The sequence below is a fragment of the Nocardia sp. NPDC055053 genome (genome assembly GCF_053608285.1).
The window spans coordinates 75,138-94,671 of record NZ_JBSGVD010000005.1; the positions used below are offsets into that span (position 1 = coordinate 75,138).

Annotated in this window: 15 protein-coding genes; 6 read left to right on the forward strand and 9 right to left on the reverse strand. The window is 66.8% G+C overall.

Annotation, left to right across the window (positions count from 1 at the left end; all coding sequences use genetic code 11):
- Positions 1–133 precede the first annotated feature (133 nt).
- Positions 134–1,309 (reverse strand): PucR family transcriptional regulator, encoded by a 1,176-nt coding sequence (locus ACWF82_RS06895; protein WP_452498752.1) that lies wholly within the window; start codon positions 1,307–1,309, stop codon positions 134–136.
- 187 nt (positions 1,310–1,496) lie between these two features.
- On the opposite strand from ACWF82_RS06895, the gene ACWF82_RS06900 reads away from it, so the two are divergent.
- Together ACWF82_RS06900 and ACWF82_RS06905 are read left to right on the forward strand one after the other, a co-directional pair.
- The gene (locus ACWF82_RS06900; RefSeq protein WP_452498753.1) at positions 1,497–2,693 is read left to right on the forward strand and encodes a PucR family transcriptional regulator; all 1,197 of its coding nucleotides are present in this window, start codon (positions 1,497–1,499) and stop codon (positions 2,691–2,693) included.
- Between the two features lie 176 nt (positions 2,694–2,869).
- Entirely contained in the window at positions 2,870–4,423 is a 1,554-nt protein-coding gene (locus tag ACWF82_RS06905) for a long-chain-fatty-acid--CoA ligase (RefSeq protein ID WP_452498755.1), read from the forward strand.
- 100 nt (positions 4,424–4,523) lie between these two features.
- Here ACWF82_RS06905 and ACWF82_RS06910 read toward each other — a convergent pair whose 3' ends face one another.
- A complete protein-coding gene (locus tag ACWF82_RS06910) occupies positions 4,524–6,359 on the reverse strand; it encodes an acyl-CoA dehydrogenase (RefSeq protein ID WP_452498757.1) in 1,836 nt (611 codons plus the stop codon).
- The gene (locus ACWF82_RS06915; protein WP_452498759.1) at positions 6,356–6,787 is read right to left on the reverse strand and encodes a nuclear transport factor 2 family protein; all 432 of its coding nucleotides are present in this window, start codon (positions 6,785–6,787) and stop codon (positions 6,356–6,358) included. Before ACWF82_RS06915 ends, ACWF82_RS06910 begins: the two co-directional genes overlap by 4 nt.
- A 183-nt stretch (positions 6,788–6,970) precedes the next feature.
- Here ACWF82_RS06915 and ACWF82_RS06920 point away from each other — a divergent pair, with 183 nt between their 5' ends.
- Entirely contained in the window at positions 6,971–9,001 is a 2,031-nt protein-coding gene (locus ACWF82_RS06920; RefSeq protein ID WP_452498761.1) for an oxidoreductase, read from the forward strand.
- A gap of 61 nt (positions 9,002–9,062) precedes the next feature.
- Here ACWF82_RS06920 and ACWF82_RS06925 read toward each other — a convergent pair whose 3' ends face one another.
- Both ACWF82_RS06925 and ACWF82_RS06930 read right to left on the reverse strand, forming a co-directional pair.
- On the reverse strand, positions 9,063–10,520 hold the full coding sequence (locus ACWF82_RS06925) for an NAD-dependent succinate-semialdehyde dehydrogenase (protein WP_452498763.1): 1,458 nt from the start codon (positions 10,518–10,520) through the stop codon (positions 9,063–9,065).
- Positions 10,517–11,665 carry a zinc-binding dehydrogenase gene (locus ACWF82_RS06930; RefSeq protein ID WP_452499159.1) on the reverse strand — a complete coding sequence of 383 codons (1,149 nt, stop codon included), beginning with the start codon at positions 11,663–11,665 and terminating at the stop codon, positions 10,517–10,519. The genes ACWF82_RS06925 and ACWF82_RS06930 overlap by 4 nt, the downstream gene beginning before the upstream one ends.
- A gap of 106 nt (positions 11,666–11,771) precedes the next feature.
- Between ACWF82_RS06930 and ACWF82_RS06935 the strand changes: the two genes are divergently transcribed.
- Positions 11,772–12,356: a QsdR family transcriptional regulator gene (locus ACWF82_RS06935; RefSeq protein ID WP_452498765.1), complete on the forward strand. Its 585-nt coding sequence runs from the start codon at positions 11,772–11,774 to the stop codon at positions 12,354–12,356.
- Positions 12,357–12,467: 111 nt separating this feature from the next.
- Here ACWF82_RS06935 and ACWF82_RS06940 read toward each other — a convergent pair whose 3' ends face one another.
- Positions 12,468–13,487: a dienelactone hydrolase family protein gene (locus tag ACWF82_RS06940; RefSeq protein ID WP_452498767.1), complete on the reverse strand. Its 1,020-nt coding sequence runs from the start codon at positions 13,485–13,487 to the stop codon at positions 12,468–12,470.
- Positions 13,488–13,599: 112 nt separating this feature from the next.
- On the opposite strand from ACWF82_RS06940, the gene ACWF82_RS06945 reads away from it, so the two are divergent.
- Positions 13,600–14,700, forward strand: a complete 1,101-nt coding sequence (locus tag ACWF82_RS06945; RefSeq protein WP_452498769.1) for an NAD-dependent epimerase/dehydratase family protein — start codon at positions 13,600–13,602, stop codon at positions 14,698–14,700.
- 76 nt (positions 14,701–14,776) lie between these two features.
- On the opposite strand, the gene ACWF82_RS06950 is transcribed toward ACWF82_RS06945, so the two are convergent.
- Positions 14,777–15,628, reverse strand: coding sequence for a LysR family transcriptional regulator (locus ACWF82_RS06950; protein WP_452498771.1), 852 nt, complete (start codon positions 15,626–15,628; stop codon positions 14,777–14,779).
- Between the two features lie 69 nt (positions 15,629–15,697).
- Between ACWF82_RS06950 and ACWF82_RS06955 the strand changes: the two genes are divergently transcribed.
- The gene (locus ACWF82_RS06955) at positions 15,698–16,987 is read left to right on the forward strand and encodes a YbfB/YjiJ family MFS transporter (protein WP_452498773.1); all 1,290 of its coding nucleotides are present in this window, start codon (positions 15,698–15,700) and stop codon (positions 16,985–16,987) included.
- A 177-nt stretch (positions 16,988–17,164) separates the two neighbouring features.
- On the opposite strand, the gene ACWF82_RS06960 is transcribed toward ACWF82_RS06955, so the two are convergent.
- Together ACWF82_RS06960 and ACWF82_RS06965 are read right to left on the reverse strand one after the other, a co-directional pair.
- Positions 17,165–18,043, reverse strand: coding sequence for a bile acid:sodium symporter family protein (locus ACWF82_RS06960; RefSeq protein ID WP_452498775.1), 879 nt, complete (start codon positions 18,041–18,043; stop codon positions 17,165–17,167).
- 83 nt (positions 18,044–18,126) lie between these two features.
- Entirely contained in the window at positions 18,127–19,500 is a 1,374-nt protein-coding gene (locus tag ACWF82_RS06965; RefSeq protein WP_452498777.1) for a cutinase family protein, read from the reverse strand.
- Between the last annotated feature and the right edge of the window lie 34 nt (positions 19,501–19,534).

Genomic DNA, 19,534 nt, shown 5'->3' on the forward strand with positions numbered 1-19,534 from the left:
TGAGCACAACCATCGGCAGCCAGAACACTTGCCGATGGTTGTGCTCATAGTGCGCGTCGCGGGTGGTAGCCGCCACGCTGGGGGAGATCCGACCGGCAGGGCCTCTCGAAAGCGGTAGTGCCGCGGTCCCGTGTCATGCGACCTGGGTGCCGGTGATGGTGCGGCATTGCCAGTTCACGATGCTCATCAGGTCGAGCCGGCGGTCGGGATCGTCGATGGGCCGGCCCATCAGCTCGGTGATTCGGCGCAGCCGATAGCGCACGGTCTGGCTGTGGATGCCCAATCGCTCGCCGGCGACAAGGGCATTGCCGCCGCATTCGAGGTAGGCCAACAGTGTTTCCAGCAACGGCTGCGCTCGCCGGGGCGGCAACGCCGCCAGCTCGCCCAGTAGTTCCTGTGCGGAGGCGTCCATCAGGTCTTCGGCCATCGAAGCCGAGATCGTCGCGGCGTGCTCGACACAGCGGAGGCCGGGACCGGCGGGGAGAATGCCGCGCTCGATCAGGGTGATCGCGTAGCTCGCCCAATGCAGCGAATGGGCGCCCCTGGTGACCGCCGCGGTCGGCCCGATCGTGGCGTGTCGTTGCCGGGTGAGGTTGACGAGCTGCCGGATCAGCTGCGGCCGGTCAGGGTCCGGCACGATCAGATACGGCGTCGATGCCTCCCAGTCGACCAGCACGTCGGGCGGCAGGATGGCCTGGCACCGCCCGTCGCTGCGGGCGAGAGCCATCACCGCGATCCGTTTCGGAACCGGCCACGATGCTGCTCGCGCGACCTCGTGGATCTCGTCGAGTTCGGGCTCCCGATCGCCAATCAGGAGATTTCGCAGACTCGTTCGATGCCGGTCGCGATCGGTGACCACCTGTCCCCGCTGCCGGAGATACCCCTGATTGGCGGCCTCCGTCGCCGTGGCGATCAGCGCGAAAAGGCGGTCGGTGAGTGTGGCGAGGACATCCTCGGTCCAGCCGTGGCGATAGGCGGCGCTGATGAATCTGCGGGTGGCGACCTGCCCGCCGACCTGCAGCGCGGCCTGCAACGGTTCCAGATCACGCTCCTGATTACCCAGTTCCGCGCCGAGTCGCCGGTAGAGCGAGGTCGCCGCCGACCAGATCGGCGGCTCGCAGGTGAGCTCGTCGAGAAAGCCGGTGATCGTCTCGTCGATGATCGTGTGTAGCGACCAGCTGGTGGCGGCTTCCCAGGTGTCGGCGATGCCGGGCGTTCGGAGCCGGAAGTCCCGCTCGATCTCGTCGATCACGGCAGCGGTGCGCGACCGGAGCAGATCAGGCAGTCGTCGGTCGAGTTGTGCGGTCATCGTGCCCTCCCGCCATCACGACGGCGCGTCCGGTTTCCCACACGGCATCGTCGCCCGGACAGGTAATCTCTATTACTAGTTGACAAGTTGAGTATTCAATCTATCTCGTCCGTGACCTCTTCGTGACATTTTCGGCCGAAGTCCGAGGCCGACACAGCCGACCGGCGCGGACGCCCCGGAGGCGCCAGTGCGGTACAACCTGATCGATCACGAGCTCACCGAGTCCGAGTCCGCCGAGGTCATCGCCTTGTTGAGAGCCCACAACGCCGAGGTCTCCCGAGCCGCTCTCGAAGCGATCGAAACCGAGCTCGCCGATCAGCTTCGCCCTCTCGGCCGCCGCGACCACGAGATCGGCGCCTTGATTGTCCAGTGGTGCAACACCACATTTCTCGACCTGCTCGAAGATGACGAGACCCCATTGACCGACTTGCGAGCGTTCCTGCGGGAAGTGGGCCGCACGGACGCGGCGGAGGGCTTCGCCCCCGAGTTGCGGCAGACGGCCTTCCGGATCGGCACCGGGGTATCCATCGCGCGCTTCGCCGAACTCTCGATGACGTTGCCCGCGGTGACGGCGGCGACGATCGGGCAGGTGGCCCAGCAGGTCCTGATCTTCCAGAACATGGTCATGGCCGCGCTGCGGGAGGGCTATGCCGATATCGCCGCCGGCGGCGAACGGACCCGGCGGCGCAGCCGACTGCTCGAACTGCTCGTCGACCCGGACCCCGACCTCGCCGCCATCCGTGCGGCGGCCGCCGCGGCCGATTGGCCATGGCCGGAAGCTGTCGCGGCTGTCGCCGTCGACGAGTGGACCCGCGATCCCTATCGGCGATCCGACATCGAGATCCCTCGCGATTGGGTGTCCGGCCTGCACCTCGAGCGGCAGTGTTTCATCGTGACCGATCCCGGCAGCCCGGAAACCGCCGAGGCGCTGCGCTCTCTGCTGCACGGCCGGATCGGTGCCATCGGCCCGACCGTCGACCCTGGCGGGGTCGCCGACTCGTTGGACTGGGCGCAACGCACCATGAACCTGGTGCGAGACAGACGAATTCGATCAGAGCCACCTGTCCGCGCCCTCGACCACGTTCCCGACCTGCTGATCTTGCAGAACGGCAACCTCATGGCCGAGCTGGCCGCCGAACACCTCGCACCCTTGGCGGGCGAAGGCCCCGAACCGTACCGTCTCGCCGAAACCTTGCTCGCCTGCCTCGAGTGCCGATTCAACGCCCCGGCCGCGGCACGGCGCCTCGGCGTCCACGCCCAGACGGTCCGGCATCGCATCCGCCGGCTCAACGAACTCTTCGGCGAGGACTTGCACGCGCCCGATCGTCAGATGACCCTGCAGATCGCCGTCCGGCATTGGCTCATGACCCGTGGGAAATATTGAACTCCTTGACTAGTTGAGTTCCGTATACGCCTGGGTGATTGATCCCATACGATCGCCAACGCACCTACTAACATAATTGAGTATTGGAGTGAGGATGCGCAGAAGCCTTCACCGACACAGCTCTTCGCCGACGGTCCCCGTGCCGCGGCGCGCCGACCGAGGACAGGACGCCTGACGTGCTCAATCTCGCTGTCCTCCTGGAAGATGCCGCACGCAACCATCCCGACCGCGACGCCCTGGTGGTCGGTGACGCCCGTTTCACCTATGCCGAGATAGACGCCGCCGCCAACCAAGTGGCGGGGCTGCTGGTCGAGCGTGGAATCGGGACCGGTGACAAGGTCGCGCTGTCGTGCCCGAACACCCCGTGGTTCCCGATCGTCTACTACGGCATCCTCAAGGCCGGTGGCGTCGTGGTCCCGTTGAACGTCCTGCTCAAGGCCAGGGAGATCGGCTACCACCTGCGCGACAGTGACGCGGTGGCCTACTTCTGTTTTCAGGGCACGACCGATCTGCCGATGGCCACCGAGGGCCGGGCCGGGTTCGACGAGGCCGACGGCTGCGAACACCTGTTCGTCATCACCGCCGATCCGTCCGCGCCGTCGCCGCTGCCTGGCATCGAAACCCGGGCGCAGGCTCTCGCGGGTCGTTCGACGGCTTTCGAATCCGCCGCCACGGAATCGACGGATTCCGCCGTCGTGCTCTATACCTCCGGTACCACCGGGCAGCCCAAGGGCGCCGAGTTGACCCACGCGAACCTCGTACTCAACGCTATGACCTCCCAGCGGCTGGTCAGCGCACCCGACGGCGCCGAGGTCCACCTCGTCGCGCTTCCGCTGTTCCACGCCTTCGGGCAAACGCTGCAGTTGCACACCGCCTTCGCCTCCGCCGCGACCGTGGTGCTGATGCCGCGCTTCGTGCCGCAAGAGGCGTTGCAGCTCATGCGCGCCGAGTCGGTCACCCACTTCGCCGGCGTCCCGACCATGTATCACGCCCTCCTTGGCGCGCTGGTCGAAGTCGATGCACCCGAAGCGTTCACCGAGACATTGCGATTCGCGATCTCGGGCGGTGCCGCGATGCCGGTCGAGTTGCTCCGGCAGATCACCGAGCGGCTCGGTGTTCGAGTGCTCGAAGGCTACGGATTGTCGGAGACGTCGCCGGCGGCTTGCTTTTCACCACTGGCGGGACCGAACCGGCCCGGATCCATCGGCAAGCCGATCTGGGGAGTACAGATGAAGCTGATCGATGCCGACTGGGCCGAAATAGCGGACGAGCCCGCAGCGATCGGCGAGATCGCGATCAAGGGTCACCCGATCATGAAGGGCTACTACAACCGGATCGAAGCCACCGCAGAGGTCCTGCGCGATGGCTGGTTCCGGACCGGCGACCTCGCCCGCCGCGACGCCGACGGCTATTACTTCATCGTCGACCGCGCCAAGGAAGTCATCATCCGCGGCGGTTACAACGTCTACCCACGGGAGATCGAGGAGGTGCTGATGACCCACCCGGCAGTGTCGCTGGTCGCGGTCATCGGTGTCGCGCACGCGTCGCTCGGCGAGGAGGTCAAGGCGGTCGTGCTCAAGACCCTGGGGGACACGACGTCCGAAGAGGAGTTGATCGCCTGGGGCAAGGAGCAATTCGCCGCCTACAAGTACCCGCGAATCGTCGAATTCCGCACCGTGCTCCCGATGACCTCGACCGGAAAGATCAAGAAGAGGGAACTGAGCCGATAGCGGCAAGCGAGAATGCCCGGGCGGACGGAAACCGTCGCCCGGGCATTTCGTAGCGCGACTACCTGAACACCCCCGACGGGACCCAGGTCCGGCCGCGTGCTCAGAACACGGCTTCGTCGACCCGCATGATGTCGTTGTCCAGGGCGGACAGCACAGAGCGAAGAGCGTGCAGGTCGGGGAGCACATTTCGGGCGAAGAACTGCGCGACCGCGACCTTGCCGAGATAGAACTCCGTGTCGGTGCCTGTCGCGGGATCACGCAGGACCCCGAGCGCGATCTCGGCGTGCTGCAGCAGCCGCCAGCCGATCAGCAGGTCGCCGACTGCCAGCAGGTAGCGCACCGAGGCGAGCCCGACCGTGTACAGACCACGCGGATCCTCACCGGCCGCCAGGACATGCGCGGTCAGTGTCGCCGTCATCGCCTGCACGTCGTCGAGCGCCGTGGCGAGCAGCACCCGTTCGTTCTTCAGCTCCGCGGCGCCGGCCGGGTCCTGGCCGAACTCCACGATCTGCTGCGACAGGTGTGTGAACGCCACACCCCGGTCACGAACGATCTTGCGGAAGAAGAAGTCCTGTGCCTGGATCGCGGTCGTGCCCTCATAGATCGAGTCGATCTTCGCGTCCCGCAGATACTGTTCGATCGGATAGTCCTGCAGATAGCCCGAACCGCCCAGCGTCTGCAGCGACTCGGCGAGATAGCGGTAGGCCCGCTCCGAGCCCACTCCCTTCACCACCGGCAGCAGCAGATCGTTGACCCGCGCGGCCAGCTCCGGATCGGCGCCCGAAACGTGGTGCGCCAGTGCGGGATCCTGGTGCGCGGCGGTATACAGGTACACCGCCCGCAGTCCTTCGGCGTAGGCCTTCTGCAGCATCAGCGAACGCCGCACATCCGGATGGGCGATGATCGGCACCCGGGGGGCGGACTTGTCGGCGGCGCGGGTCAGATCCGCGCCCTGCACCCGCGCCCGGGCATAGGCGAGCGCGTGGAGATATCCGCTGGACAGCGTCGCGATGGCCTTCGTGCCGACCATCATTCGCGCGTGCTCGATGATGTGGAACATCTGCGCGATGCCGTTGTCGAGCTCGCCAACCAGCCACCCGGTCGCGGGAATACCGTGCGCGCTGAAGCTCAACTCACAGGTCGCCGAGACCTTCAGGCCCATCTTGTGCTCGACATTGGTGACGAACGCGCCGTTGCGCTCGCCCAGTTCTCCGGTGTGCGGGTCGAATCGGTACTTCGGGACGAAGAACAGCGACAGACCCTTCGTCCCCGGCCCTGATCCCTCGGCTCGCGCCAGGACCAGGTGCACGATGTTGTCGAACAGGTCGTCGGAATCGGCGGAGCTGATGAACCGCTTCACACCTTCGATGTGCCAGGTGCCGTCGGGTTGGCGAATCGCCTTGGTACGCAGCGCTCCGACGTCGGAGCCGGCATCGGCCTCGGTCAGCACCATGGTGCCACCCCAGCCCCGCTCGACGGCGGTCCGCACGATCGCATGCTGCAGGTCGCTGCCGGTAGCGGCGAACACCGCCGACGACCCGGGACCGAGCGCGTAGATGTAGGCCGCGGGATTGGCCCCGAGGACCAATTCGCTCAGTGCCCAGTACACAGCGCGCGGCAGGGGAATACCGCCGAGATCGGACGGCAGGCCCAGCCGTTCCCAGCCCATCTCACGCAGTGCCCGGAAGCTGTCCTTGAAGGACTCGGGCAAGGTGACGGAGTTGGTCTCGGGGTCGAACACCGGGGGATTGCGGTCGGCATCGGCGAACGAGGCGCCGAGCGGGCCTTCGGCGACGCGTCGCAATTCCTCGAGCATGTCCAGCACCGAATCGGTGTCGAGGTCGCCGAACGTGCCGGCGTCGAGCAACTCGCCGAGACCGAGGACCTCGAACAGGTTGAACGTCAGATCCCGGATATTGCTCTTGTAATGCGTCACCGCTGCTCGGCTCCGGCATCGGCCGCCTCGCGCTGCACCTGCTCGGCCGCTTCGGCCTGGATGCGCGGGTACTGCGCGGCCATCGCCTCGCTCAGCGCCTTGGCGGCCGAGAGCGGACGCACCATCACGGTGAACTCGTCGATCTTGCCGTCTTCGTCGAAATGCAGGAAGTCGCAGCCGGACACCTGTTTGCCGTCGACGGTCGCCTCGAACAGGAAAGCGTGATCACGGCCCCCGGCGTCCTCGATCTCACGGACGTAGCGGAAACCCTCGAACACCCGCGTCACACCACGCAGGATCGCCGCGGTGATCGGCTTGCCCGGGTACGGAGGGAAAGCCACCGGGCTGCGGAAGACGACATTGTCGGCAAGCAGCGCCTCGAGCGCGACCATGTCTTCGGCCTCGACGGCCGCGCGGAACGGATGCATCGCACACCTCATATTCAAATCGTTGATTAAACGAAATGAACCCTATCGAGAGGCCTGTGTTTGGTCAACATCCCGTGGACAGCGATAGTCGGTAGAAGCTATCGTGCCAACATAGTAGCAAAATTTACTATCTGGGCACGTGTCGGCACTGCCCGCTCCCTGGAATGATCGGTAGGTCCTTCGATGAACACGACGCACTACCCGCACCTGCTCGCACCGCTCGACCTGGGCTTCACCACGCTGCGTAACCGCGTGCTGATGGGGTCGATGCATGTCGGGCTCGAGGAAGCACCCCGGGGCTTCGAGCGGATGGCGGCCTTCTACGCCGAACGCGCCCGCGGCGGTGTCGGCCTGATCGTCACCGGCGGCATCGCGCCCAACGAACAAGCCCGCCCCTACCCGGGTGGGGCGATGCTGACCGAGGCGTCCGAAGCGGACCGCCACCGCGTCGTCACCGAGGCCGTGCACGCCGCCGGCGGCAAGATCGCCCTGCAGATCCTGCATTTCGGGCGCTACGCCTACCACCCCGACCTGGTCGCGCCGAGCCCGTTGCAGGCCCCGATCAGCCCGTTCCCGCCACGCGAACTCACCGACGCCGAGGTCGAGCAGACAATCGAGGACTTCGTGCGCTGCGCCGTGCTCGCCAAGCGCGCCGGGTACGACGGGGTGGAGATCATGGGCTCGGAGGGCTACCTGATCAACGAGTTCATCGCCGCCCACACCAACAAGCGCACCGACCGCTGGGGCGGCAGCTACGACAACCGTGTCCGGTTCCCGGTCGAGATCGTTCGCCGGGTCAGGGCCGCGGTCGGGGAGGACTTCATCGTCATCTACCGGCTCTCGATGCTCGACCTCGTACCCGACGGTTCCACCTTCGACGAGGTCGTCGACCTCGCCCGGCGGATCGAAGCCGCGGGCGCGACGATCATCAACACCGGAATCGGCTGGCACGAGGCGCGGATCCCGACCATCGCCACCTCGGTGCCGCGCGGCGCGTACGCGTGGGTGACCAAGAAGCTGATGGGCGCGGTCTCGGTACCGCTGGTGACCAGCAACCGCATCAACACCCCGGACAAGGCCGAGGAACTGCTCGCCGACGGCTACGCCGACATGGTGTCGCTGGCCAGGCCCTTCCTCGCCGACCCCGAATTCGTGAACAAGGCCTCGGCGGGCACGCCCGAACGCATCAACACCTGCATCGGCTGCAACCAGGCCTGCCTTGACCACACCTTCAGCATGAAAATCACGTCGTGCCTGGTGAATCCGCGCGCCTGCCACGAAACCGAACTCGTCCTCGGCCCGACTCGCAGTCGTCAGCGTCTCGCCGTGGTCGGCGCGGGCCCGGCGGGTCTGGCTTTCGCCACCACCGCCGCGGAACGTGGCCATACGGTCACCCTCTTCGACAGTGCCGGAGAGATCGGCGGGCAGCTCAATATCGCCCGTCAGGTTCCGGGCAAGAACGAGTTCGACGAAACGCTGCGCTACTACCGGCATCGTCTCGCCGAGACGGGAGTTCGGCTGCGCCTCAACATTCCGGCCACCGTGGAATGTCTCACCGACGGGACTTTCGACGAGATCGTCCTTGCCACCGGGGTCGTCCCCCGGATCCCCGATGAGCTCCCCGGCATCGACCATCCGATGGTGTTGAGCTATCTGGACGTCCTGCGGGACAAAGCGATCGTCGGGAATCGGGTGGCAGTGCTCGGCGCCGGCGGAATCGGCTTCGACGTCGCCGAATTCCTCACCTCGCCCGACCCCGCGGCGCAACCCGATGTCGCCACCTTCCTCGCCGAATGGGGTGTCGACGCCGAACATCGCGAACGCGGTGGCCTCACCGGTGTCATGCGGACGGCATCGGCACGCGAAGTCACTCTGCTGCAGCGCAAGTCGAGCAAAGTCGGCGCGGGCCTCGGCAAGACGACCGGATGGATCCATCGCACCGAACTCAAGCACCGCGGCGTCACCATGATCGCCGGGGCCAGCTATGAACGCATCGACGACCTCGGGCTGCACTACCGGCTCGACGACACCGCCCACGTCCTCGAGGTCGACAACATCGTGCTGTGCACCGGGCAGGAGCCCAATCGGTCGCTGCACTCGGAGCTGGTCGGTCGGGGCATGAGTGTTCACGTCATCGGCGGCGCGGACGTAGCCGCCGAGCTCGACGCCAAACGGGCCATCGATCAGGGAACCCGCCTGGCACTGGCGATCTGACGTTCGTTCGACAACGCAGCGACCGGTCGGCAGCGCGCCGACCGGTCGCTGCGGTTTCCGGCTAGGACAGCCGCAGCGCCAGGTACTTGGTCTCGAGGTACTCGTCGAGACCGGTGCTTCCGCCCTCGCGCCCGAGACCGGAGGCTTTGACACCACCGAAAGGCGCCGCCGGATCGGAGATGATCCCGGTGTTGACGCCGACCATGCCGGCTTGCAGACCTTCGGCGAAGGTCATCGTCTCACCGAGCTTCTCTCCGAATACATAGGCGGCCAAACCGGATTCGGTGTCCTGCGCGAGCGCGAGAGCTTCGTCGACGTCGGTGAAGCTGCGGACCGGAGCGATGGGGCCGAAGATCTCTTCACGCCACACCTGCGCTGCGGGATCCACTGCCGTAAGGACTACCGGACGCGCGAAATGACCTGGGCCATCGGGTAGTTCGGCGGTCGAGTGGACTCGCGCACCGCGCGCCACCGCGTCTTCGATCAGCCAGTGCATCTGATCGACCGCGGCACGATCGATCAGTGGCCCGAGCGCGGTCGCCGGATCCATGCCGTCGCCGATCCGCAGCGCCGATATCCCCGCGGCCAGCCGGTCGGTGAACTCCGCGGCCAGGGATTCGTGCACGAGAAAGCGATTGGCCGCCACACACGCCTGTCCGCCGTTGCGCATCTTGGCCGCCAGCGCTCCCGTGACGGCCTTGTCCAGGTCGGCGGAGGCCAGCACCACGAACGGCGCGTTCCCGCCCAGTTCCATGGAGGTGCGCAGGACGCGCTCGGACGCCTGGGCCAGCAGCTTGCGGCCCACCCCGGTGGAGCCGGTGAAAGTGAGCTTGCGCAGGCGTTCGTCGGTGATGATGGTGGTCGCGACCGCCGCGGATCGGCTGGTGGTGACACAGTTGACCACACCGGCGGGCACGCCGGCGTCCTGGAACACACGCATCAACTCCACTGCGGTGAGCGGTGTTTGGGAGGCCGGCTTGAGCACCACGGTGCACCCGGCGGCCAGTGCGGGCGCGACTTTGCGGGTCACCATGGCGAGGGGGAAGTTCCACGGCGTGATGGCGAGCACGGGGCCGACCGGCTGTTTCGTCACCAGAATTCGTTGTCCGCCGGTGGGCGCCCGGAAGTACTCGCCGTCCGCCTGCACGCCCTGCTCGGCGAACCACCGCAGGAACTCGGCACCGTAGACGACCTCACCGCGGGACTCGGCATACGGCTTGCCCATCTCCAGCGTCAGAATCTGCGCGATCCGTTGCGCCCGCTCGTGCAGCAGGTGGAAGGCCTTCATGAGGATGTCGGATCGGGTGCGCGGATCTGTCGCTGCCCAGTCGTTCGCGGCGGCGACTGCCGCGTCCAGCGCGGCCGTGGCAGTGTCGGGGCCGCCATCGGCGACGGTAGCGATCACGGCGCCGGTGGCCGGGTTCTCCACCGGCAGATGTGCGTTGCCGGTGTGCCATTCACCGCCGATGAACTGACCTGTCGGCAGCCCGTCGTACAGCTTGTCGAGAGTGCGGGTCATGGAAGCTCCTGATCTTGCTGGTCGAAGACGATGATCTGCCGGATGGCCGTGCCGTCGGCGAGCGCGTCCATCGCGTCGTTGATGGCGGACAGTTCGATGCGGGCGGAGATCAGCCGTTCCACCGGCAACTTCCCCTCCCGCCAGAGCTGCTCGTAGCGCGGAACATCGCGTGCCGGAATCGCTGAACCCAGGTAGCTGCCGACGAGAGTGCGGGCCTCGGCGGTGAGGCTCAGCGGCGGCAGCGTGATCGTGGCGTCCGGCGCCGGAAGTCCCACGGTGACGGTCGTGCCGCCGGGTTGGGTAGCGGCATAGGCGGTTTCCAGGGCCGCGGGGTGCCCCGCGCATTCGATGACGTACTGGCACCGGGTTCCTGAGGCGAGGACCTCGTCCGGGGTCATGGCTTCCGTGGCACCGAGGGACAGCGCCGTGTCGAGTTTGCCGGCCACGCGGTCGACCGCGATGACCCGTTCGACGCCGATCGCCTTGGCCACCAACAGCGCCGCCATCCCGACGCCGCCGAGACCCACCACCATCAGACTGTCCGACGGTTGCGGTCGCGCGACGTTGAGTACCGCTCCGCCACCGGTCAGCACCGCGCATCCGAACAGCGCCGCCACTTCGGCGGGCACGTCGTCGCCGACCACCACCAGCGATGCGCGATCCACGACGGCGTGGGTGGCGAACCCCGACACCCCGAGGTGATGCCGCACTCGTCCACCGTCACGGACCAGATGCCCTCGATGGTGCAGCAGTTCCCCGGCCGCATTGGCGCGGGTGCCCTCGGTGCACGGCAGCCTGCCGTCACGACTCCCATCGAGCCCGCTGTGACCGCAGGCGTCGCAGGTCCCGCAGCGGGGCAGAAACGTCATGACCACTTGGCTGCCGGCGGCGACATCGGTCACCGCCTCGCCGACTGCCAGCACCGTACCGGCCGCCTCGTGTCCGAGCAGCATGGGCAGCGGCCGCGGGCGGTTGCCGTCGACCACGCTCAAATCGGAGTGGCACACCCCGGCCGCCTTGACCGCGACCAGTACCTCGGTGGGGCCGGGGCCGTCGAGATCGAGGTCGCACACGGTGATCGGACGGGTGTCGATGTAGGGGCGGGCTCTGCCGGTTTCCTCGAGCACGGCTCCCCGAATGCGCATCATGCGGAGTATGATACACAGAGCCTTGAGTGTCTCAAATACCTTTTTGTGAGGGGTAGCCGGAGCGCGAACCGGAGCAACTGCCGCGGGCTCCTATGCTTTCCGGGTGAAACGCGCAGAGGGGTCCAGGGCGCCGGGCCGACCGGCATCGGCGAGCCCGGAGGACGTGCTGAAGGCGGCCGTCGCGATGTTCCTGGCGGGCAAACGGCTCGACGTGAACGCCATCGCCACCGAGCTCGGCGTCGCCCGCGCCAGCATCTACCGGTGGTTCGGGTCGCGCGACGGGTTGCTCGGGGCGGCCATCGCGCACCAGCTCGAACGCACCGTGGCCTACGCCGACCGGCACGCTCGGGGCGTCGGCGGCGAGCGGCTGGGCGAGGTGCTTGACCGCACCATCCACCTACTCGTCGAAGACGACTCGCTCCGAACCTATTTCGACAACGAGTCGACCGCGGCCTTGCGGCTGGTCACCCGCAGCGACGGACTGGTGCATCAGGCGGCAGTCGCTATCGTCGAGAAGCTGATCGAACAGGCTGAAACGCACGGCTATCGACCACCGATCGACTCGGCGACGCTGGCCTACGCCCTCGTGCGATTGTGGGAAGCGTTCCTGTACAACGACGCTGTGGCTGGATTCCGTGGCGACGTCGAACGACTACAGACGGTCCAATCGGCGCTGTTGCGTGCTTGATCTCGCGGCAACGCTCACATCTGGGCGCCGAGGCGGCGGTCGATGACGCCCGGTAGAGCCGCTGGGGGCGTAGGGGAGGGCCGGCATCGGCCGACCCTCCGTGATCGCCGCTCAGCCCAGCGGGCAGGTGTTGCGGTATTCCTGGAACTCCGCCGACCGCGACGGGCCGGGGCACAGGAACTGGTCGTAGCGGGTGTCGTTGTCGACGAACCGCTTCAGCCAGGACAGGGTGAACTTCGTGTTGGTCGCGTTGGCCTCCACCGGCTTGAAGTGGTTGCCGAAGTTGTACTCCAGGTACGCCCTGTCCCTGGCGCTGGTCAGGTGATCGTAGAAGGGTTCGGAGTGTGCTCCGGTCGGCGCGATGACGTCGTCGGCGGCGCCGATCAGCAACGTCGGTGTGGTCACTTTCTGCCAGGCGGAGTAGGGCTCCCAGGGCGCGAGACCGACGACGGCTTTCAGTGCGGGCCGGTCCTCGGCGGCCCGCAGCGCGCCACCACCGCCCATGGAGAACCCGACCACGGCGGTCCGGGTGGGATCGATGCGGTCCTTGTACTGACTCTGGGTGGTCAGCCAGTCGAGGGCGCCGAGCAGCTGGTCGCCGCGGGATTCGGGCAGATCCAGCGTGGTGTTCGTCTCGAGGGTGATGACGACGAACCCCTGTGACGCCAGGCGTGGACCGAGCCAGCTGATGATGGATTCGGGGTTGGTGAAACCAGGGGCCACGGCGACCGCGCCGAACGTGCCCTGGTCGGTGGCCGTCGGGTAGTAGACGGTGCCCTTGTTGAATTTGTTGCTGGCGCCAGGAGGTGCCGGGGCCTCGGCTATGGCGAACGTTCCCTTCTCTGCGGTCACGCTCGCCTCCGTGGGGTTCGGGCCCTTCTCATAGGGGTTGTCAGCCGCGTGGGATGGTGTGACAACACCGAGCGACACGGCGATGGCCGCGACGAAGGGTGCGATCCGGAGCCACTGAATAGTCTTGCTGGACAAGGAATTTCCTCTCGCCTTTGAGTAGTGCGAGGGAAATATTGCGCGGCCGCGGCCCGAGATTCTGCAGCGCGGGCGACGATCTTTTCCGTCCGGACGTGCATCACCCGACAACACTGTCACCACGGTGCGCCCACCCCAACGCATCCAGTCATCGCGGTGAGCGCTGAGCGGGATGCGGTGATCAGCCGTCGCCGAGAACACCCCGTGGCGGCAATCCCGCTGCCGCGCAGCCGGGCATGCGCGGACCGTCCGGGAGGTGGGTTCCCGCTACGAACGGCATCGGCGGAGCACCTCCGCTGAGATCGGTTCGTCGTGCCGCGGCGAGGCGGGGCTCCGGCCTGGGGATTTGTGTCGCCGCTCACCTGATGTTTATGGTGCTTACATTGGTGTTACTGTGGTCTCTTGTCAATTGTCGGCAATCGAAAGGTTTCCTCCCGTGCAGACGATTCTCGGAGCGAACGGACAGATCGGGACCGAGCTCGCTCGCGAGCTCCATCAGCGGTTCACCAAGGACATCAGGCTGGTGAGCCGTAATCCCAAACGGCTGCACGACACCGACGAGCTGGTCACGGCGGACCTTATGGACGCCGAACAGACCGCAGCGGCGGTCGCGGGCAGCGAGATCGCGTACCTGACCGTCGGCCTGCCGCCGAACGCGAAGCTGTGGGCGGATCAGCTCCCGGTGATGATGGAGAACACGATCGCGGCGTGCGAAAAGCACGGGGTCAAACTCGTGTTCTTCGACAACACCTACATGTATCCGATGACCGGTGACCCACAGACCGAGCAGACGCGATTCGCCCCGGCCGGGAGCAAGGCGCACACCCGGGCGAAGATGGCAACGATGCTGTTGGAAGCCATGGCCGCAGGTCGGGTCGAGGCGGTCATCTGCCGCGCACCGGAGTTCTACGGGCCGGGCAAGACACAGAGCTTCACCAACACGTTGGTGTTCGACCCGATCGCGGCGGGCAAGAAGTCGCGCGTTCCGTTGCGCGACGACACCCTGCGGACCTTGATCTGGACGCCGGATGCCAGCCGCGCCATGGCCCTGATCGGCAATACGCCGTCGGCCTACGGGCAGACCTGGCATCTGCCGTGCGACGACAACCGGGTGACGTACCGGGGATTGATCGAGCTGGCCTCCGCCTCCTGGGGCCGCGAGATCGGCTACTCGGTGATGAAACGGCCCGCGTTCTTCGTCGCTCGGCTGTTCAACCAGGGCGTGCGCGAATTGTGGGAGCTGCTGCCGAGATACGAAGTGGACAATTTCTTCGTCTCGGACAAATTCAAGCGGGCATTCCCGGAGTTCCGGGTAACGACCTACGCCGAAGGCGTCGCCGCCATCAAGGCGGACTGAGCCGCGCGGACCTGTTGTGACGCCCGGCTGGATGCTGGAGGCCGATCGGCAGCCGCCGCGGCGCCGCGTGCGCTGGTCAGTCCCGCGAAGCCGTCAATGCGGTGTCGACGAAGAGGCGGGTCGATCGAGAGGGCTCGGGGGTGCGCCGCCAGCCGAGGTAGAGGGTCGAGGTGGGAATGTCGGGCAGTTCCCGGTAGACGACGTCGGGATGCGGCGCGCGTTGGGCGGCAAGTGCGGGAACAACGCCGATTCCGCGATCCGCGGCGATCAGTTCGATCCATTCGTCGAAGTTTCGGCAGGTGACGGTTTCGCGGTCGGGGTCTGGGTCGGACCAGGAATCGGGTGTGGTGGTTCCTGATTCGGTATTGACGACCAAGCGGTGGCGGGCGAGGTCGGCCCAGCACAGTCCTGGAGTTCGCGCGAGGTCGGAGTGGACGGACACGGCAAGCACGCGTTCTTCGGCGCCGATGCGACGCCAGACGATCGACCCGGTCGACTGCCGGATGTTGCGCACGACCGCGACGTCGACGGCACCGTTGCTCAGATCCGCGGTGGGATTGTCGCTGCGCACCAGGGTGAGTTGCCCGCCGAGCTGTTCGTAGCGTGTGCGGGTGGCGGCGAACCAGTCGGTGGGCAGCAACCAGGCGAATCCGACCCTGACCCGGGTCAGGGCACGCATCTCCGCCAGCAGTTCGGTCATGTCGGTGAGGATGGCGCGGCTTCTCCGGAGGAACAATTCGCCGTTGGCCGTGAGCTCGAGCGTGGCTGCCGAACGATCGATCAGGCTGCAGTCGAGGATGCGTTCGAGATCTTGGATCGTCCGGCTGAGCGAGGGCTGGGAGACATGCAAGCGCGTTGCGGCGCGAGTGAAGGTGCCTTCTTCTTGTAGCGCCACGAATGCTTCGAGATGCCGGAGCTTCAAGTCCATGCTCTCAGCGTATATCCCATGTTGAGAAGGTATTTTCTCGGTGCGAGGAACTCTCGTAGCGTGGCGGAGGTGACATCATCGCTCTCTCTGCCACGCGCTCCGCGATCTCGGATCACCGGTCCCCGGGTCGGAGTGGCCGCCGCGGCGGGTCTCGCGGCCGCAATGGGTGTCGGCCGGTTCGTGTTCACCCCGTTGCTGCCGATCATGACCTCCGCGGCGGGGATCAGCGCGGGTGATGGGGCGGTCATCGCGACCAGTAACTACGCGGGCTACCTGGTGGGCGCGGTGCTGTTGACCCGGATGCCGCATCTGAGCCGGCGGACAACCTTTTTCGCGTGGTCGGTGATGCTGATCGCCAGTGAGGCGGCGATGGCGCTGTCGGCGCAGGTGGTTGCCCAAGCGGGGCTGCGTTTCGCCGCGGGCGCGGCCAGCGCGGCGATATTCATCGCTTGCGCCTCCACTGTCGCTCAGCACCGCCGCGAAGGCGCGTCCATGGGGGTCGCGTTCGCGGGTGTCGGTGCGGGTATCGCGATCACGGGTGTGTTCACCCTCGCTGCCGGGACCTGGCTGTCCTGGCAGGGCTTGTGGGTGGGATCGGCGGTATTGACCGCGGCGTTGCTGGTCCCGGCCTGGATGCTCGACATCCGCGACGAAACCGACGGCGACCTCGGCAGCGCCCCGGCGGGCCTGTCATACCAGGACCCGAATGTGCGTCGGGCATGGCTGCTTCTGCTGAGCGCCTACTTCGCCCAGGGTCTGGGCTACATCATTCTGGGAACGTTCCTGGTCGCCGCTGTGGCCGGTCACGGTGGTGGACATTCCTCGGCGGGAGCGCTGTTGTGGGCTCTGGTCGGTGTGGCGGCGGTGCCCGCGACGATGATCTGGCACGCCGTGGCACGGCGCATCGGCACCGGCCGAGCCCTCGTCGCCGCCCTGCTCATTCAATGCGCCGGGACCGCAGCGCCGGCCGTGAGCGACAGTGTGCTCGGGGCGCTGATCGCCGCGGTCACCTTCGGGGCGACCTTCATGGCCATCGTGATGCTCGCCGTCGATGCGGGTAATCGGCTTCCGGTGCCTCGGTCGGCAGCCACCCTGACCGCTGTCTTCGCTGTCGGGCAGATGATCGGTCCGCTGATCGTGGCACCGTTCATCAGGAACTCCTATGACACGGCATTCGCGATCGCCGCGGTCATCGTCGCCGTGTCGGCCGGTCTGGCGGCGGCAGCGACACGCGCAGCCACATTCACCGGATTCGCCGATCCACCCCCGCCCAGGCCGCGTCCCGCAGCACATACTTCTGGATTTTGCCTGTCGACGTTCGCGGTAGCGGACCGAACGTCCCGGTCTTCGGAGCCTTGAATCGGGCCAGTCGCTGTCGGACGAACTCGATCAGTTCGTCCACGGTCGCTGTCGTTCCGTCCTTCCACAGATACTTTCGCGTGGTCGAGGACATAGGCGATCTCGGCGGCGGCCAGGCGCGTGTTCATGGCGACCAGCGCGACACCTGCCCAGGGAACAGCGAAGTGAGCCTCCAGATCAGGCGACAATGTAGGTCGACGTAGCGCGGGCAGTTCGGGTGATCAGGTAGCCGAAGGCGGCGGCCAGGACGTACATCAGGACCGAGTACACCGCGGCGGGGATCGCGGCCTCGGAACTCTCGAGAACGCTGAGTGCGATCGTCATCGCCACGGCCGTGTTGTGGATGCCCACTTCCATCGACGTCGCGATCGCTTGTGGCCGGGCCAGCCGGAGCACGCGTGCTCCGGCGTAGCCGAGGGCGAGGCTCGACAAGCAGAAGATGGCGGCGACCAGCCCGACCTGGCGCGCGTAATCGGCGACGTTGTCGCGCTCGGCGACCAGCGCGCCGACAGAGACCAAGGCCAGCACGGCGACCGAGAAGATCCGGACCGGCCGATCCGCGGACGCTGCGAAGGAGGGGGAGAGCCGGCGCACCACCATCCCGATCGCTACCGGCGCAAGAACAATCGCGATCACCTGCACCACTTTGCCCAGCTGAAGGCCTACCTCCCCGTCCGCGCCGAAGTAGGTGATGGCGAAGTTGGTGATGATCGGGACGGTGACGGCGGCCAGGACGGCGTTGATCGCGGTGAGTGTGATGTTGAGGGCGACGTCACCGCGGAACAGGTGGCTGTAGAGATTGGCGGTCGTTCCACCGGGGGAGGCGGCCAGCAACATCATCCCGATAGCCAGGAGTGGGGGCATGTCGAAGAGCTGGATCAGGCCGAACGCCAAGGCTGGAAGCGCGAAGAGCTGCAGTGCCAACGCAACCAGAACCGCACGTGGTGACTGTCCGATGCGGCGAAAGTCGCCGACGGTCAGGGTGAGGCCCAGCCCGAACATGATGACGGCGAGCGCGCTCGGTAACCCGATGGTGATCAGGGCAGATGATTCCATGCGCGCAATGTAATTACTGCTAACATTAGTGTCAAGGGTGTACCAGAAGACCCCGGTGCATGAGCCCGTCGACGATCAGCTGCTCACGAAACGACCTGGGAGCTCAGGTAGCTCAGGAGGATGTGGACGTCGTCGCCGTAGTCGATGTGGGCTTCGGACGCGTAGAAGTTGGCCATATCCACGCCCTGGCGGCCCAGTTGGACGAGCTCATCGACGGTGGCGGGGTCGGCGATGCTGAGCAGGGTTCGGGTGGTTGCGTTGAGGTCGGCTCGGATGCCCGCGGCGACGGGGCCGAGCACGGAGCCGGTGAGGTCGGCGCCGGTGACGGCCACGGTCGCCAGGTCCGCGGCGGCAGCGATCGGGTCGTTGCGATCGAGGGATTCGACCGCACGCCACAGGATTTCCTGAAGGTGGCCGACGCTGTCGGCGATGCTCAGAAAATCGATGTGCAGGAGGGCGTCGGCGATGACGCTGACGCCTGCGGTCCGGCCGGAGGGGTCGACGGCGGCGGCCGCGCGGATGACCTGGGCGACCAGGGCCCGGTCTACACCCGCGGCGGCCTGGACCAGCGGGGCCAGAGCGACGTTCAGGTCGCGCGCGGTCCGGTGCGCACCGCGAATGTCGCCCGCCGCGATGAACTCCGGCAGGCGGGTGAGGTCGTCGAGAATGGTAGGCAGGTTCGCCGCGGTGGCGGTCCAGCCGGCGCCCATGGTGACGGCTTGCGCGATCAGGCTGCTGGGATCGGCCGTGGCGGGGATGAAGTTCGCGATCGGTGCGGGATCTCCGCTCAGGACCCTGCCCAGCACGGCGAGGAACGGGGAGGTGGCGGCATCGAGGGAGCAGTACAGATCGCCGTCGGCACACAGGGTGCGAACCCGCTCGGTCAACGCACCGAAATCCCGGCTCCGTGTTCCGGCTATGCCGTGGCCGGGCTGCGGATTTCCCAGGGAGAGCGTGGTATTCGGATCGCGATGCGGATCGGCCAGCAGTCCGACACCGACCACGCGCTCGGCATCGATGGGGCCGTCGCCATTGCCGATCTCGGTGGCGAGATCGCCGATGCCGTCGGCGCCCTGGCTGTAGCCGGCGAGGATGACCCGCGTCGAGCTGCACAGGCCACGCATCATCTGGCGCAAGCTGGATTCGAGGGTGCTCAGAGACTCCGCGTAGCTCATACCCTGGTCGAAAGCGCTTGCGGCATAGGGGGCGTAGCGCACCGTGATGTCACGGCCGAACTGCCGTTCCAGGCCGTCGCCGACGGGCCGGAGCATGCCGACGGGCACCTCGGGATCGGCGCCCAGCGTGGTCTCCCAGGTCCCCGGCCCGAAAATCGCGGTGTACGGGGTGCAGGGCTGCGCGCCGGGCGTTTCCGCCCGCGCGACGCCGGCCGCCGCAGTCCCGGCCGCGACGACGACGGCAACCAATGTCGCCGCGGCGGATCTCGACACCCTGTTCATCGCCCAATTCCTCTGTTGCCGAAGGGGATTCGCG